Below are 15,248 nucleotides of genomic sequence, written 5' to 3'. Positions count from 1 at the left end.
TTACATCCCATAGATTACAGCTTCTAGCGGTCTTAAAACTCTTGTTACGCCCGACGATTCAAACGGACCTTCGTAATTGCCTATTAATAGTTTGCGGTTCTCTACCAGGCGTCCATCATATTCAACTTCCGTCTCGCCAAGGTTAACCAGCACCACAATGCCGTCACCTCGCCTATAGGCCATCATTTGTTCGTGTTCGGGGAGCAGCGCCGTAAAGGGGCCCCCGTCCAGATCGGCATTGGAAGAGCGCAAGGCGATCAGTCGACGGTAAAAATTCAGCACGGAGTTTGGGTCCGATTCCTGGGCCGCCACGTTGATTTCGACATAGTTGTCGTTCACGGAGAGCCAGGGTTTGCCCGTGGTGAATCCGGCGTTGGCGTCGGCGTTCCACTGCATGGGCGTGCGGGAATTGTCGCGACTAAAACGGTTTACGAAGGCCATGGCCTGCTCGTGGGAAAAGCCTTCCTGCAGGGCCATCTTGTACTGGGCCTTGGTATTGATTTCGTCGTACTTTTCCAGGTCGTTCCACTGCACGTTGGTCATGCCGATTTCCTGACCCTCGTAAAGGAAGGGAGTCCCTCGCAAGGTCAAGAGCAGCGTAGCCATGGCCTTAGCCGCCAACACGCGCAGCTTGGGATCGGCAGCCACCCGTTCGCTAAAGTAATTGTTCACGCAGCGGGGCTTGTCGTGATTTTCGAAAAAGGCAGGATACCAGCCGTTCTTCGCAGTGGCCTCCTGGCTTGCCAGCAGAGCCTTCTTAAAATCCATGATGCCGTAGGGCGACGGCTTGCACCAGATTTCAACATCGTGCAGGTGGCCAAACTCGAAGAGCATATCGAAGGCGCCGTTCTCCCCTACCCAATATTTCAAGTCGTCGGGTCCCACGCCGTTTGCCTCGGCCACGGTGAACACGTCCTTGCCCTGAGTCACGTTCTTCTTGAACTCCTGCAAGAAATCCAGGACACCCGGGGTATTTACGGTCATGGTGTGAACGCTGACCAGGCCATCGCTTGCATCAGGGGTTCCGCTTTCAAAGCCGTTCGGTTTCTTGATGTAGGGAATGGCGTCAATTCTAAAACCGCCCACGCCCTTTTTAATCCAGAAGTTGGCAATGTCGAAAAGGGCCTGGCGCACGTCGGGATTTTCCCAGTTCAGGTCGGGCTGCTGGGTGGCGAAGGTGTGCATGTAGTACTGCTGACGTTCTTCATTCCATTCCCACACGGAGCCACCAAAGATACCGCGCCAGTTGTTGGGAGGAGCCGGTCGCGTTCCCGGTTCGCCAGCAACGCCATCTTTCCAGATGAACCAATCGCTCTTGGGATTGTGGCGGCTGGACTTGGATTCCTTGAACCATTTACACTGATCGGACATGTGGTTGAACACCAGGTCCATCACAATCTTGATGCCACGCTTATGGGCCTGGGCAACCAAGTTGTCCATGTCGGCCATGGTTCCATACAGGGGATTGATTTCGTAAAAATTGGAAACGTCGTAGCCGTTATCCACCATGGGAGACGCATACACCGGCGTAAGCCAGATCGCCCCCACGTTCAAAGACTTCAGATAATCCAGCCGGCTGGTAATGCCGTTCAGGTCCCCGATTCCATCTCCGTTGGAGTCCTGGAAACTGCTGGGATAAATTTCGTAGGCAATGGTATGTTTCCAGCGCTGCATACGACGTCAAAACTATTTCTTGTGCTTCTTGATCAGGCCCACTAGAATCGTGGCCACCAAAATTCCGGCAGGCAGAACAACGGCGATGGTCAAAAGGATCAGCTTCTGGAAGTCGCTCATTTCCTTCAGGGATTTCTTGAAGTTCTTAATGCGATCCAGCAGGCCCACCTTCCCTGCCGGAGCGGCACCATTTGCGGCACCCTCGGCACCGGCAGAAGCCTCATCGGAATCAGCCAGATCCTCGGAACCGGCAAAAGCCTTTACATCGGGAAAGTGGCCCAGCAGACCTGCCACGGCATCCTTTATCGGCACCACAAAACCACCGACCTTGTCGGCGTACATGGCGTAGCGTTTCTTGAACGGACGTGTCAGTCTACCAGTTAAATCCATAATTCCTCTACTCTAGATTCCTCGACTTCGCCACTTCGTGGCTACGCTCGGAATGACACTTACAGCCTACCTGTACAGCAGGTTCACACCGCCGAACAGGGCGCGCATGTTAGCCTTCAGAGTATCGCTAGAAACACCGCGGCCTTCCACTTCCTTGCCATTGGCCTTCAGCACAATACGGCTGAGACCGCGACCAGCCCACATGGAATCCTTTTCAGGAACCACCACCTGGCGATACTTCACCAGTTCCACCGGCATGCCGATTTCACGCATGAGCATAAGGCCAGCTTCAATGGGACCTTCGGCAGTGATGGACTTGATTATGGGCTCCTTGTCCTTCTTGAAGTGGAACACGAAACGGTTTTCATCGGGAACAACTTCGATGTTGTTGAACACCAAACGGCCGTTCACGTTAACGCGCTGTTCGCGGAAAACATCCAGAACCCGTTCGGCGCTCAGCTCGCCTTCCTTTTCGCTGCAAGCCTTCAAGATGGGCTGCAGTTCGGCGGCTTCGGCCAGACTCATCTTGTAACCGAACTTGGTGATGATTTCGTACACGGCGGTACGACCACTCTGGCTGGTGAAGCTGAGGGAATCGTTCTGGTTACGGCCGATGATGGAGTAGTCGATGGGGCGGTATGCACCCTTCTTCATGTCCTTGGTCTTGCTGGCGCCATCCTGGTGGATACCGCTACGATGGACGATAGCTTCGGCACCGATCAACGGAGCACGATTGTAGATGTTGATACCGGACCACTGAGAAATCAGGATGGCGGTTTCGTAAATTCTTTCCAGATGCAGGCCAGTGTCTACACCGGAGTTGTGCAGGCCCACAGCCACTTCGTAGAAGTTGGTATTGCCGCAACGTTCGCCAAGGCCATTCAAGGCCACTTCCATCTGGGTTGCACCCACGAAGAAACTTTCCAGGGTAGCGGCAGTTGCCATGCCCAGGTCGTTATGGCAGTGAACAGAAATAGTCACGTTCTTGGGCAGAGCATCGTACACCTGCTTGATCTGGGAGATGTACAGCATGGGGCGATAACGTTCCACGGTGTTGGGCAAGTTCAAGGTAGTTGCCCCCGCTTCCACCACGGCCTTCAAAACTTCAATGACAAAGTCCATGTTTTCCAGGCAGTCACCGAAATGTTCGCAGCTGAATTCCACGGTACCGCGGTCACCCACCAGAGACTTTGCCAACTTCACGCATTCCACGGCCTTGGCCTTCACCTGTTCCGGAGTCATGTGCAGCACATGTTCCATGGAGAGGGGGCTAGTTGCCAAGAAGGTGTGGATACGAGGATTGGGAGCATACTGGACCGCTTCCCAGCAGCGCTGAATGTCGCTGGGGACGCAACGGGCAAGACCAGCCACCACGATCTTCTGGGCGACTTCATCACCTTCTTCAGCCATCTTTGCGGTGAGCTGGGCCAGTTCCTTACAAGATTCAAAATCCATTTCGCTAGAAGCCGGGAAACCCACTTCGGCCCCCTGCACACCCAGCTTCAACAACTGGAGGTAAACGTCCTTCTTCTGGGCGTTATTCCAGGGCTTGGGCAGAGCCTGGTTACCGTCACGCAGAGTGACGTCGTAAAAAAACGGTTTTCTTGCCTGATCGGCACAATCCATCATGCACTTCATTTTTCATCTCCTTGCCGCTTCCCTCGATTTTCACCGGGAACGCAAAGTCATTTAATTTTCAATCTCAAAGATAGCTTTTTTTATCCCTCTGACCAAAAAACAAAGGCCCGCTTTCCCGAGGAAGCAAGCCTTTTTAGTGTTCAATTTCAATAAAAAAAGTCTTATTGATTCAATACCCTAAAACCTCGCCTCGGTATTACACAGAGCGGTGCAAAGTAGAAGTTGTAGGTCTAGGATCATTTTCATGCTGATGAATATACAAAGAAGTTTCCCCCACGGCAAGGGAAACTCCTTATTTTTTAGTAGCTGTTCAACAAGACCAGACTGCTAGAATTTAATCAGCATGTTCCGACTTGAATTTCCTGCCGAGACACGAAGGACATAGATACCAGACATGGCCGGCTTTTCCAGTTCCATGGTATGCTCACCGACAAGAACGCACTGTTAACGGTCATATCTTCCTTAAACATAGATGTCAGACATGACTCTTGAATTTCATATATTCTTTCCGTCGGAAACACCGACTTTTTTGTATATCGCCCGACAATCGCCCGCGAATTTATTTCGCACTACGGGAAATGCGTTCCTCGCCCCCATGGATAAAACAGCAGGCGGATATCGCAGACCATTCTGCTCGTATTCGGGCTTTGGAAACGTAGGTGGATTTCTTTGTAAAAGGCGACAAAGCGGGGAGATACTAGTTTTATAATCGCGCTGCGTTTTTTCTACTTTTCTTTTTATGGAACACGAGTATACTGTCAGAGGGCGAATTTTTCCGGAACCGGACCAGGTTCAGGACATTTCTTCGCTTCGCAAGTTTATCAACAAGATGAGTTGGGTCGAACAGGACTTCGAATCCCTGGGTTTGAAAATCGACGAGCGGAACGTTTCCCGATTCTCGATGAAGAGCGAGGACCTGGACAATGTCGCCCTGGAACAGGCTTGTCAAAATCTCTCCATGCTTCTGGGTTGCAAGGTCATCCTGAGCAAGGACCACGAAGTTTACGGTGTAGCCAATGTGTTCAACGGCGGATCCGATTACGAAGTCGTCGACGAGGATTGTTACCTGTGGATTTATGAACGGGGAGCGCGCCTCTCCTGTGAAAAAACAAAATTCTGGAACGAGAAGTTCACGGATCTGGAACAGAAATTCGCCCAGGGAGCCGCCGCCAAGGCTTTGCAGAACTTGGACCCCATCCTGTAATAAAAAAGTTCGAACTTTATTATCTTTGCCCCCATGATTCTATTAGTGGCCGAAAAACCTTCCGTTGCAAACCAACATTACAAACCTATGCTGGAACGCCTGGAGGGCGAAAAATTCACACAGGGAGATGGTTGCCTGATTGGGCAGAACCATTGCATTACCTGGTGTGTGGGTCACTTGATTACCCTGGCCCCCCTTGATGCCTACCCCGGTTTCGAAGGGGGCTGGAAATTGGGCAACTTGCCTTTGCTCCCCGAAAAGTTCCGCCTTATGGAGATTGAAAGCACAAGAAAACAGCTAACTGTTGTGCGAGAAATGATGAGTAAGGCGGATGTCCTCGTGAACGGCGCCGATGCCGGCCGCGAAGGCAATCTGATTTTTGACCTGGTCCTTGATTTTACCCCCGCCTTTAAGCAAAAGCAGATCAAGCGTCTTTGGGTGAACAGCTATGTGGCCAAGGATCTGGACAAGGCCTGGAAAAATCTGGAAGATGCCACCCAGCGATTAAACTTGAGTTATGCCGCTCGCCTGCGTCAGCGCGCCGACTGGATGGTAGGCCTTAACGCCACTCGAGCCTATACGCTTACGGCTGGCCGCGGCAAGATGATTTCTGTGGGCCGCGTGCAGACACCCACTTTAAACTTGATTGTAGAACGTGACGCCCTGGTGGAACAGTTCAAGGAACTGTATTACTACAGCGTAGTGGGAACCTGGAAAGGATTCCAGGCACAGTTGCTGCGCCCCGACCGCGACGCCAAGGATTCTGGCAAGGACAGCGCAGAAGGCCCTGCCCTGAAAGTGGCGGTCTTTGAAAAAGAGGAACCGGCCCAGGCCGTAGTGGACAAATGCGCCCCGCCCGAAGATGCGGTCATCGCAGGCATTGACGTCCAGCAGAAAAAGCAGTTCCCCCAAAAACCTTTCGACCTGACGGAACTGCAGAAAGAAGGCAACAAGCGTTTTAAGTACAGCGCCCAGCAAGTGCTGGATTGCGCCCAGAATCTTTACGAAAAGAAGTTGCTTACCTATCCCCGTACCGACTCCGCCTACCTGCCCGACACCATGAAGCAGGAAGCTTACGCCCTGGCACAACGCCTGGCAACGCCCCAGCAGCAAGGGATCATGCGTCCGGAATCGGAAAATTTCGTCTTCATCAATTCCAGCAAGGTCACGGACCACTTTGCCATCATTCCTACAGGGGAACAGCCCAACGGTCTCCCTGAAATGGAAGAGAACATCTACAATCTGGCCAAGGAACGTTTTGTCCAGGCATGGCTGAAACCCTATGTTTGGAATGAAATGGAAGTGACACTGACCGCCCCTGCGGGCAGTGACGCAGAAACCTTCCGCCTTAAGCTGAAGCAGAACGAGGACCTGGGTTTCCGTGCCCTAGTCAAAGAAGAGAAGAAGGCCAAATCCAAGAAGAAGGGCGACGCAGGCGCCGACTCCGCCGCAGCCGACGGAAAATCCGGCGACGACAGCGGCAATTCTGACGACATTACCAATATCGTGGAATCCTTCCCCGACTGGAAGCAGGGCGACAAGGCCCCCTTCGACGCCCTGGAACTTCAGAAGAAAAAGAAGTCCAAGCCCAAGTATTATACCGAAGCCACCCTCCTTGCCGCCATGAAGACAGCAGGCAAGCAGATCGACAACGAAGAACTGGCCGAAGCCATGAAGGACCGCGGTCTTGGAACTCCAGCCACTCAGGCAGGCATCATCGAGACCTTGAAAAAGCGCGGATTCATCGAAGCCCAGAAAAACAATCTGGTCAGTACCGCCCGCGGCCGCGAAGTCATCGCCCTCATGGACGAAAAAGTCAAGTCCCCCGAAATGACCGGCGAATGGGAATACAAGCTTTCCCAAGTAGAAAAGGGCAACCTGGATCCCAAGGAATTCCGCGACGGCATCGTGGAATATGTGAAGGAACTTTTTGTTCAGCTTCACGAAAAATACGGCAGCCAGTTTGAACGAGAAACCGTAACAGAAGCTCTCCCCTGCCCCAAGTGCAGCCAGCCCATGGAAATCGCCCCCTGGGGATACGTCTGCAAGAATGGCGAATGCGGTTTCAAGGCAGGCCACACCATTGCAGGCCGCACCCTTAGCCACGCCGAAATGGGCAAGCTTCTGGCCACCGGCAAATCTGACTTGCTCAGCGGCTTCAAGAGCAAGAAGGGAACCACCTTCAGCGCCAACCTGGTTCTTGGCGAAGACGGCAACATCGGATTTGAATTTAGCGACGAACCCCAGGACGCAGCCCCCACAGACTATACCTGCCCCAAGTGCCAAAAGAAACTAAAAAGTTTAGGCAACCGTCTCATTTGCGAAGAGCCTTGCGATTTCGTTTTCTATAAGACTATCGCCGGCCACGTCATGAGCGACGAAGAAATGGCGGAGCTGTTCAGCAACGGCACCACCGACGTCATCACCGACTTTATCACTAAGAAGGGCCAGGCCTTTAGCGCCAAGGTGGTCTGGGATAGCGATCACAAGGCCACCTTCGCCTTCGAAAATGACGGACACTTCCACGGTACCGAAACCAAGTTTAAGTGCCCCATCTGCAAACACACCCTAGAAGAAAACAAGAACGCCATTTTCTGCACCGGCCGCGGCACCGACCGGAACGAACAAGGCAACCCCTGTGACTGCAAGTTCACACTGTTCAAAACAGTCGCCGGCAAGAAACTTCGGGCCGCCGACATCAAGGCCTTGCTCAACGGCGAAAAAACGGAACTGATTAGCGGATTCAAGAACAAGAAGGGCGAAAACTTTGACGCCTTCCTGAAAATGAGCCCCGTAGGCCGCGTAGAATTTGAGTTCCTCCGTCGCGAATACCCCTGCCCCGGTTGCGGAGGTTTCCTACGCAAGGTAGATGGCGGCTACCAGTGCATGCAATGCGGTTACGGCATTCCGCAAGTGTTCTACCAGCGCAAATTCTCTGACGAAGAAGTGGAAAATCTGCTGAAGAACAAGTTCTCGCCGGTGCTAGAACCGTTCAAGAAGGACGTCACCACCTTCCGTGCCGCCCTAGAAATCCGCGAAGGCGGAAAGCTGGGCTTTAACAAGTTGACTGTTGAAGTCATCAAGCAGAAATAGCAAACCTTAATCGATCCGTTCGCCCACAAGAACGCTCAGGTAAGCTACGGTAACAGCGGCTGCAGCCACGACACTGCCGGCCCCCACCAGCATTGCACAGAAAACAGCGGGAGCTGCTGCCAGAAGAAGACCGAAGAGAGTGTTGTTACGCTGGATGTTCAGAATATTGTGCATAGTTAATCCTTTTTCTTTTTTACGTGTACAAATATAGGTTTACATTCGCGTCAATTTCTGACAATTTTATATACAAAAAAAGACCGACGGTTTTACCCGCCGGACTTATTTGTCGATCATTTATCAGTTAGACTTTAACAGCCTGCAAAACTACTTACCAAGAATCTGGTTGTAGAAATCCGGAGCGAACTTCTGGATGTAACCCATAATGAAAATGACCAGCACGATCAAGGGCAGAATCCACTTGATGTAAAAACGGACAATCCCGTTTACGGGAAGTTTCATACCACTACCGGTATTGACTTCATCGTAGAAATTCTTCTGGCCCCAGCCGTAACGGAAGTTGCAGAACACCACGAAGAACAAGCTACCGAGAGGCAGCAAGGTGTTAGAAACGATAAAGTCTTCCAGGTCGAGAACGCCGCTGCCAGCACCAAAGGGCTGAAAGCCAGAAAGCACGTTAAAGCCCAAAGCACAAGGCAAGGAAAGAACGATAATCGCCAGAATGTTCCACTTCACCACCTTCTTGCGGTCGTAACCCTTCAGGTCCATCCAGAAAGAGATGATGTTTTCGAACACGGCCACCAAGGTACTCAGGGCGGCAAAGCTCATGAACAGGAAGAAGGCCACACCGCACCAGCGACCCGCAGGCATCTGGCTAAAGATGTTGGGCAGAGTCACGAACACAAGGCCAGGACCAGCACCCGGTTCCACATTGAAAGCGAAGCAGCTGGGAATAATGATCAAACCGGCAAGCAAGGCCACCACCGTATCCAGGACGCAGATATTCACCGCTTCCTTGGCTAGGGTATGCTTCTTGCCGATGTAGCTTCCGAAGATGGACATGGAACCGATACCGATACTCAAGGTAAAGAAAGCCTGTCCCATGGCGGCAAAGATTACTTCGGTAACGCCCTGCTGCTGCAGACGGGCAAAGTCCGGGAGCAAGTAGAACTTGAGGCCTTCTTCAGCGCCGGGCAAGGTCACAGCGCGGATGGCAAGAATAATCATGATCACGAAAAGCATAGACATCATGCTCTTGGTTACACGTTCCACGCCCTTCTGCAAGCCCAGAGAAACGATTCCCAGACCGAGAATGGTAGCAATAGCCATCCAGCCCACCTGCACGCTGGGATTCCCCAACATGGTGCCGAATCGTTCACCCACCTGTTCAGGAGACAGGCCATGAATATCCCCTTCCACCGCCATGTGGTAGAAGTAGTACATCATCCAGCCGCTCACCGTGGTGTAGAACATCATCAGCAGGTAGTCACCGACGATCATGGGATACTTGGCAATATGCCACTTGGAACCGGCAGGTTCCAGTTCTTCGAAAGATCGGCCGATACCGCGCTTACTGGCACGACCGACAGCAAATTCGGCAATGAGGGCGGGCAAGCCCAAGATCACCAGGAAGAACAAGTAGATCAGGATGAATGCGGCACCACCGTACTGGCCCGTAATGAAGGGGAAACGCCAAACATTACCGATACCAATGGCGCAACCCGCCGCAATCAAAATAAAGCCAAGACGAGATTTAAAATTTTCTCTTTGATTCATTTTCAATAACCCGCAGATTTCTTAGGTTCCAAATTCAATGCCGTTCACAACGTGGTAGCGACGTTCTCCGTTAGCCTTGATAACTACGGCCACGCCATCTAGGTAGTACACACCCTTTTTGGAAACATGGTAGCGCAAACGATCAATCTTACGGTCAGAGACGTAAATCATCAAGGGCATCAGGAACATATCGTGGCTAATAAAGATATTCACACGGTTGGTTTCAGACATGTTGGGAATGATTCCCTGCACAATCGTCTGAACGGCACGGGCTTCCAGGTCATAGAAGGCGGAGGTCAGCAAACCATCGAAGGCCCACTGGGAGTATACTTCACCTTCATTAATACTGGCGGTAGAATCCTTCTTGTACTGTTCAAAAAGTTCCATGTCCTTGATGTAGGTGCTGGCCACCAGGCGATTGGTAATGACAGACTGGAAGCTGGTCGTATCTTCACCACGACCGTAGGCAATGTTGATTGCGGTACTGCGAGTACGCACGAAATCGGTATGACCGTAAGAGAAAGCTTCGGAACTGGCCAAAAAACCGCCCAGGCGCTGAGACTGTTCGATACCGGCCTCGGTCAGCTTGGATTCAACACCGACACCACTTTCGCGACGGCCATGACGAATGACAAAGGCAACCTTGTCGCCCTCTTCCAGGCTTTCATAAACAGACTGAACCGTTTCGTAATCGGTAATGGCCGAAGCAGCGACATACTGACGGTCCTTTTCGATTTCTTCAGTCAGGATTTCGAAGGGCATATCGTTACCGGTAATGCCGCTGATAGAAGAGGTATCGCCCTCGGGCACAAAGGAAGTGTCCAGAGGCATCTCGGATGCAGAAGAAATTTCCAGCGAGGCAGAAGATTCGATGGGCTGCGAGTTGGGATCATCACCAACCGTGGCAGAGCTGGCCGGATTAACCGGGGTTTCTATGGGAGGAGTCTGCGGATCATCGGCAGGCGGATTGACGGCCACACCAGAATCATTGGAACTATCACTACCACATGCACTAAAGAGCATGGCGGCTATAGAAATGGGCAATAAAAATTTCTTCATCATAATGTTCCAATATAGTAAGATGATCTTTTTCAAGATTTTCCACTTTTTTAATTTTTGTATATTTGAGCCGCTAATTTTATAAAGAACGTAGGTTGATCATGAGCGAAAATTACAAGTATGGTTTTGTGACTGATATCGAGAACGAGGCTTTTGAAAAGGGTCTTAACGAAGATGTCATCCGCCGTGCCAGCGCTCTCCGTGGCGAACCTCAGTTCATGCTGGATTTTCGCCTGAAAGCCTACGAAAAGCTCTTGACCATGGAGCAGCCCAAGTGGGGCGAACTGAATTTTGAACCTGTAGATTTGCAGGACATCGTCTATTATTCCGCTCCCAAGAACAAGAAATCCCACGAAAAAATCGAAGACGTGGACCCGGAACTTCTGGCCACCTTCGAAAAGCTGGGAATTCCCCTGGACGAACAGAAGCGCCTGGCCAACGTAGCCGTGGACGCCGTATTCGACTCCGTCAGTATTTATACAAGCCACAAGAAGAAGCTCATGGAAATGGGCATTATCTTCTGCAGTATTTCCGACGCCATCAAGGAATATCCGGAACTGATTGAACAGTACCTGGGTAGCGTGGTCCCTGCAGGCGACAACTACTTTGCCGCCCTGAACAGCGCCGTCTTTGGCGACGGAAGTTTCGTCTACATTCCCGCAGGCGTCAAGTGCCCCATGGACCTGTCCACCTACTTCCGCATCAACAACAAGGAAGCAGGCCAGTTCGAACGCACCCTGATTATCGCCGACGACAATGCCGAAGTCAGCTACCTGGAAGGCTGCACCGCTCCTGAATTCTCTAGCAAGCAGCTCCATTCCGCTATCGTAGAACTGGTAGCCAACGAAAACGCCAAGATCAAGTACAGCACCGTGCAGAACTGGTACGCCGGCGATCGCGAAACTGGTGCTGGTGGCGTCTATAACTTCGTGACCAAGCGCGGCAAGTGCGCCGGCAAGAACAGCCGCATCAGCTGGACCCAGGTAGAAACCGGTTCCGCCATCACCTGGAAGTACCCCAGCTGCGTTCTGGTTGGCGACAACTCCGTAGGCGAATTCTACAGCGTTGCCCTTACCAACGGACACATGCAGGCCGATACCGGCACCAAGATGATCCACATCGGTAAGAACACCAGGAGCACCATTATTTCTAAGGGTATCAGCGCCGACTGCTCCAGCAACGCCTACCGCGGCGAGGTTTCTATCCGTAAGGGAGCCGCAGGCGCCCGCAACTACACCCAGTGCGACAGCATGCTGGTTGGTGACAAGAGCGCCGCCCATACGTTCCCGTATATCACGGTGGCAAACCCCACCGCACAGACGGAACACGAAGCCACCACCAGCCGCATCAGCGAAGACCAGCTGTTCTATTTCGAGAGTCGCGGCATCAAGCGCGAAGACGCCATTCAGGCCATGGTAGGCGGTTTCTGTAAGGACGTGTTCAAGGAACTCCCCGGCGAATTCGCCACCGAAGCCCGCCAGCTTCTGACATTGAAGCTGGAACACAGCGTGGGGTAACTCGCGTGTCATCCTGAGCGCCCCTCCGCGTGTCACCGGAAAACACAACCGCCCCCCCATCTTTGAGCGTATTTTTACAAAAGGGGTTACTAAACAAACCATTTTCAACGTTTTGGTAACCCAATATTTAGTTTATCTACAACATTTTCTCTTTAAAAGGTTACTAAAGTCCTTTACACATCAATTTTAGTAACCCACAATAAGAGCCTCACACAGGAAAAGCTCCTTTCACCAGCACTTTTTGTTTAATTTATTCAAAAAAGGGGTTACTAAAACACATCTTCAAACATATTTAGTAACCCATTTTGCCGAAAAGACACCACTTTCACTCCGATTAGATTCATTTCTTGTTATATTGTGAAAAAATTGGATTCCACTCCTACAAACCTAAGAAACGCATGGTCTTCGGCCCCCTCTAGATGGAACCCGCAAACAACGAGGTTTTTATGAACGTTCTTTTCTTGATGGCTAACGGTTTTGAAGAAACCGAATTCGTTACTCCTTTTGACTACTGGCAGCGTGGCGGTCTGAATGTGACTTTGGCTTCCATCAGCGATAGCCTGGAAGTTGTAGGCGCCCATGGTCTGGCCATCAAGGCAAACGTTCTCTTGAAAGACGTGATGGCAGGAGCCGCAGCTAGCCTCGCCGACTTCGATGCAGTCTGCCTCCCCGGTGGCGGCCCCGGCGTTCAGAATCTGAAGGCTTCCGCAGCCGTTGCCGACGTCCTGCGCGACTTTGATTCCAAAGGCAAGTGGATTTTCGCCATCTGCGCCGCCCCGCTGGTTCTTTCCAAGGCAGGTCTCCTCAAGACCCGCAAGTGTACTTGCTTCCCGGGCTGCGAAGTGGAACTGGACTGCAAGCAGTTCCTTACCGACCGCGTAGTCGTCGATGGCAACATCATTACCAGCCGCGGCGCCGGTACCGCCGAAGAATTCGCCTTTGAATGCCTGGCCCAGGCAGCCAACCGCGAAACCTCCGAAAAGATCCGCAAGCAGGTGGTAGCCCGCTAAAACTTCGGGGCGCGCTCCACCGAAGCGCAGGCCTTTGAAACGGCTCAGTTTGCGACAGCTCCAAGGTGAAACCTTGGGGCTTTTTTACTAAATTTGGCCCTATGAATTTTCAAGATCGCATTATCCGCGCCACAGGCAAGAAGACTCCCTTCCGCCTGATTGTGGTTGACCTGACCAAGACCATGAACACCATCGGCAAGCAGCATGACGCCAAGGGTTACGCCCTCAAGCTCATGGCCGAGAACTCCATCGCCAGCCTCTTTTTGAGCGCAGGCCTCAAGTTCCCCGGCACCGTAAGTTTCACCACCAGCTTTGGTGGCGAAATCACCTGCATCCAGTCAGACTCCACTCCCCAGGGTTTGATCCGCGCCATGATTCCGCAGAGCGAACTGCAGGCCATCGGCGGCAACGAACCCGCACTCGTTCCCCAGACCGTCAAGGTGGTCAAGCTGAACGAACAGGGCAAGCGCGTTCACGAAAGCATTATCGAGGCCCCCTCCGTTTCTATGGGTCAGAATCTGGCCAGCTACCTCTTGCAGTCCGAACAGGTACGTTCCGCCGTGGGTATCGAAGCCAATTTCAATAAAGAAGACCCCAGCAAACTGGACTACGCCGCCGGTTTCTACATCGAAGCCTTTCCGGATCTTGAAGACAAGGACATCAACCTGATTGAAGTGATCATCCAGAACCTGCCCACCTTCAAGGACATGACCAAGGCCGAAGGCTTTGACCTGGATGAACTGCTGGACCAGCTCCGCGGCCCCTACGAAATCGACATCGTCAAGGAAATTGAACCCAAGGCCTACTGCCCCTGCAGCCAGGAACGCATGGTGGGTACCGTAGCGACCCTCCCCCTCAATGACCTGGAAGATCTGGAAAAAGACGGCGAAGACCTGGACGTCACCTGCGACTTCTGCCGCAACAAGTATAAGATCACCCTGAACGACCTGCGCGAAATCATCGCCAGCCGTAAAAAGAATTAACGTCAATCCGAAGGATTAATATGTTTACCAAACAATGTGTCGTCACCCTGGACCTTGAAGGCGTTCTCGCTCCGGAAATCTGGATTGCCGTTGCAGAAAAGACCGGCATCGCCGACCTGCGCCTGACCACCCGCGACATTCCCGACTACGACGTTCTGATGAAGGGCCGTATCAAGATTTTGGAACGCGAAGGCATCAAGCTCAGCGACATCCAGAATGTAATCGCCAACCTGGGCCTGCTGGAAGGCGCCCGCGATTTCATGGACACACTCCGCGACGAAGCCCAGGTGATCATCCTCAGCGACACCTTCCAGGAATTCGCCTACCCCATCATGAAGAACCTGGGCATGCCCAGCATTTTCTGCCACAACCTTGTTGTAGAAAATGACATGATCAAGGGTTACCACCTGCGCCTGAACGACCAGAAGACCAAGGTGGTCAAGTCCCTGCAAGACCTGAACTTCAAGGTATTCGCCAGCGGCGACTCCTTTAACGACACCGGCATGCTGAAGCAGGCAGACAAGGGTTGCTTCTTCTGCGCACCGGATTCCATCGTCGCTCAGTTCCCCCAGCTGGAAGCCACCAAGACTTACGCAGAGCTCCTCGAAAAGTTCCATAAGTTCCAGGACACCCTTTAATTATTAGGGCTTTACTGCTAATAAACGCCGCTCCAAAGCGGCGTTTATTTTTGTTTCCGCATACTTTTAAATAAAAAAAAATGGTCTAACCAAACAAAAATTAGGTTAGACCAAGTATCTAAGATACAGTTTTTAGATAGGTAAAAGTCAGTAAGTAATAGGGTGTGTTTTTTAGATAGTTATATTACATCTACACTTTGAAAGAACATAGCCTATTGATATTGGACAAAGATTCCCCCCTGCACGGTGTATCGCCGTGCCTTTTTTGTTTAAAATTTCTTGAATTTGGCCTGGATTATGTCAGGCGG

Annotated in this window: 12 protein-coding genes; 6 read left to right on the top strand and 6 right to left on the bottom strand. The window is 51.9% G+C overall.

Annotated features, from left to right (window positions below):
• The 3 genes from BUB38_RS09380 to leuA2 all read right to left on the bottom strand — a co-directional run bounded on the left by BUB38_RS09380 (position 1) and on the right by leuA2 (position 3,702).
• Positions 1 to 1,674 carry an alpha-glucosidase gene (locus tag BUB38_RS09380; protein ID WP_073159894.1) on the bottom strand — a complete coding sequence of 558 codons (1,674 nt, stop codon included), beginning with the start codon at positions 1,672 to 1,674 and terminating at the stop codon, positions 1 to 3.
• Positions 1,675 to 1,686: 12 nt separating this feature from the next.
• Positions 1,687 to 2,064, bottom strand: a complete 378-nt coding sequence (locus BUB38_RS09375) for a hypothetical protein (protein WP_073159892.1) — start codon at positions 2,062 to 2,064, stop codon at positions 1,687 to 1,689.
• Between the two features lie 66 nt (positions 2,065 to 2,130).
• On the bottom strand, positions 2,131 to 3,702 hold the full coding sequence (gene leuA2, locus BUB38_RS09370) for a 2-isopropylmalate synthase LeuA2 (RefSeq protein WP_249269331.1): 1,572 nt from the start codon (positions 3,700 to 3,702) through the stop codon (positions 2,131 to 2,133).
• Positions 3,703 to 4,441: 739 nt separating this feature from the next.
• Between leuA2 and BUB38_RS09365 the strand changes: the two genes are divergently transcribed.
• Both BUB38_RS09365 and BUB38_RS09360 read left to right on the top strand, forming a co-directional pair.
• Entirely contained in the window at positions 4,442 to 4,906 is a 465-nt protein-coding gene (locus BUB38_RS09365) for a hypothetical protein (protein ID WP_073159890.1), read from the top strand.
• A gap of 33 nt (positions 4,907 to 4,939) precedes the next feature.
• The gene (locus BUB38_RS09360) at positions 4,940 to 7,999 is read left to right on the top strand and encodes a type IA DNA topoisomerase (RefSeq protein ID WP_073159888.1); all 3,060 of its coding nucleotides are present in this window, start codon (positions 4,940 to 4,942) and stop codon (positions 7,997 to 7,999) included.
• Between the two features lie 6 nt (positions 8,000 to 8,005).
• On the opposite strand, the gene BUB38_RS16360 is transcribed toward BUB38_RS09360, so the two are convergent.
• The 3 genes from BUB38_RS16360 to BUB38_RS09350 form a co-directional block, all read right to left on the bottom strand.
• Positions 8,006 to 8,173, bottom strand: coding sequence for a hypothetical protein (locus BUB38_RS16360; RefSeq protein WP_158535448.1), 168 nt, complete (start codon positions 8,171 to 8,173; stop codon positions 8,006 to 8,008).
• A 150-nt stretch (positions 8,174 to 8,323) separates the two neighbouring features.
• Positions 8,324 to 9,733, bottom strand: coding sequence for a sodium-dependent transporter (locus BUB38_RS09355; protein ID WP_073159886.1), 1,410 nt, complete (start codon positions 9,731 to 9,733; stop codon positions 8,324 to 8,326).
• A gap of 21 nt (positions 9,734 to 9,754) precedes the next feature.
• Positions 9,755 to 10,795 (bottom strand): histidine phosphatase family protein, encoded by a 1,041-nt coding sequence (locus BUB38_RS09350; protein WP_139258384.1) that lies wholly within the window; start codon positions 10,793 to 10,795, stop codon positions 9,755 to 9,757.
• A gap of 98 nt (positions 10,796 to 10,893) precedes the next feature.
• Here BUB38_RS09350 and sufB point away from each other — a divergent pair, with 98 nt between their 5' ends.
• From sufB to thrH, 4 genes are all read left to right on the top strand, one after another.
• Positions 10,894 to 12,309 carry a Fe-S cluster assembly protein SufB gene (gene sufB, locus BUB38_RS09345; RefSeq protein ID WP_073160045.1) on the top strand — a complete coding sequence of 472 codons (1,416 nt, stop codon included), beginning with the start codon at positions 10,894 to 10,896 and terminating at the stop codon, positions 12,307 to 12,309.
• Positions 12,310 to 12,755: 446 nt separating this feature from the next.
• Complete coding sequence (locus BUB38_RS09340; protein ID WP_073160043.1) at positions 12,756 to 13,319, top strand: DJ-1 family glyoxalase III; 564 nt, start codon at positions 12,756 to 12,758, stop codon at positions 13,317 to 13,319.
• 101 nt (positions 13,320 to 13,420) lie between these two features.
• The gene (locus BUB38_RS09335; RefSeq protein ID WP_073159882.1) at positions 13,421 to 14,302 is read left to right on the top strand and encodes an Hsp33 family molecular chaperone HslO; all 882 of its coding nucleotides are present in this window, start codon (positions 13,421 to 13,423) and stop codon (positions 14,300 to 14,302) included.
• A 20-nt stretch (positions 14,303 to 14,322) separates the two neighbouring features.
• Positions 14,323 to 14,940, top strand: a complete 618-nt coding sequence (gene thrH / locus BUB38_RS09330; protein ID WP_073159879.1) for a bifunctional phosphoserine phosphatase/homoserine phosphotransferase ThrH — start codon at positions 14,323 to 14,325, stop codon at positions 14,938 to 14,940.
• Positions 14,941 to 15,248 lie beyond the last annotated feature (308 nt).

It is taken from the genome of Fibrobacter sp. UWH5 (assembly GCF_900142505.1).
In the GTDB taxonomy this organism is placed as follows: domain Bacteria; phylum Fibrobacterota; class Fibrobacteria; order Fibrobacterales; family Fibrobacteraceae; genus Fibrobacter.
This window is presented reverse-complemented; position numbering and strand designations above follow the sequence as displayed.

Coding starts and splice junctions, on each gene's coding strand:
- BUB38_RS09380 (WP_073159894.1), bottom strand. CDS start 1,674: ATGCAGCGCTGGAAACATACCATTGCCTACGAAATTTATCCCAGCAGT.
- BUB38_RS09375 (WP_073159892.1), bottom strand. CDS start 2,064: ATGGATTTAACTGGTAGACTGACACGTCCGTTCAAGAAACGCTACGCC.
- leuA2 (WP_249269331.1), bottom strand. CDS start 3,702: ATGAAGTGCATGATGGATTGTGCCGATCAGGCAAGAAAACCGTTTTTT.
- BUB38_RS09365 (WP_073159890.1), top strand. CDS start 4,442: ATGGAACACGAGTATACTGTCAGAGGGCGAATTTTTCCGGAACCGGAC.
- BUB38_RS09360 (WP_073159888.1), top strand. CDS start 4,940: ATGATTCTATTAGTGGCCGAAAAACCTTCCGTTGCAAACCAACATTAC.
- BUB38_RS16360 (WP_158535448.1), bottom strand. CDS start 8,173: ATGCACAATATTCTGAACATCCAGCGTAACAACACTCTCTTCGGTCTT.
- BUB38_RS09355 (WP_073159886.1), bottom strand. CDS start 9,733: ATGAATCAAAGAGAAAATTTTAAATCTCGTCTTGGCTTTATTTTGATT.
- BUB38_RS09350 (WP_139258384.1), bottom strand. CDS start 10,795: ATGATGAAGAAATTTTTATTGCCCATTTCTATAGCCGCCATGCTCTTT.
- sufB (WP_073160045.1), top strand. CDS start 10,894: ATGAGCGAAAATTACAAGTATGGTTTTGTGACTGATATCGAGAACGAG.
- BUB38_RS09340 (WP_073160043.1), top strand. CDS start 12,756: ATGAACGTTCTTTTCTTGATGGCTAACGGTTTTGAAGAAACCGAATTC.
- BUB38_RS09335 (WP_073159882.1), top strand. CDS start 13,421: ATGAATTTTCAAGATCGCATTATCCGCGCCACAGGCAAGAAGACTCCC.
- thrH (WP_073159879.1), top strand. CDS start 14,323: ATGTTTACCAAACAATGTGTCGTCACCCTGGACCTTGAAGGCGTTCTC.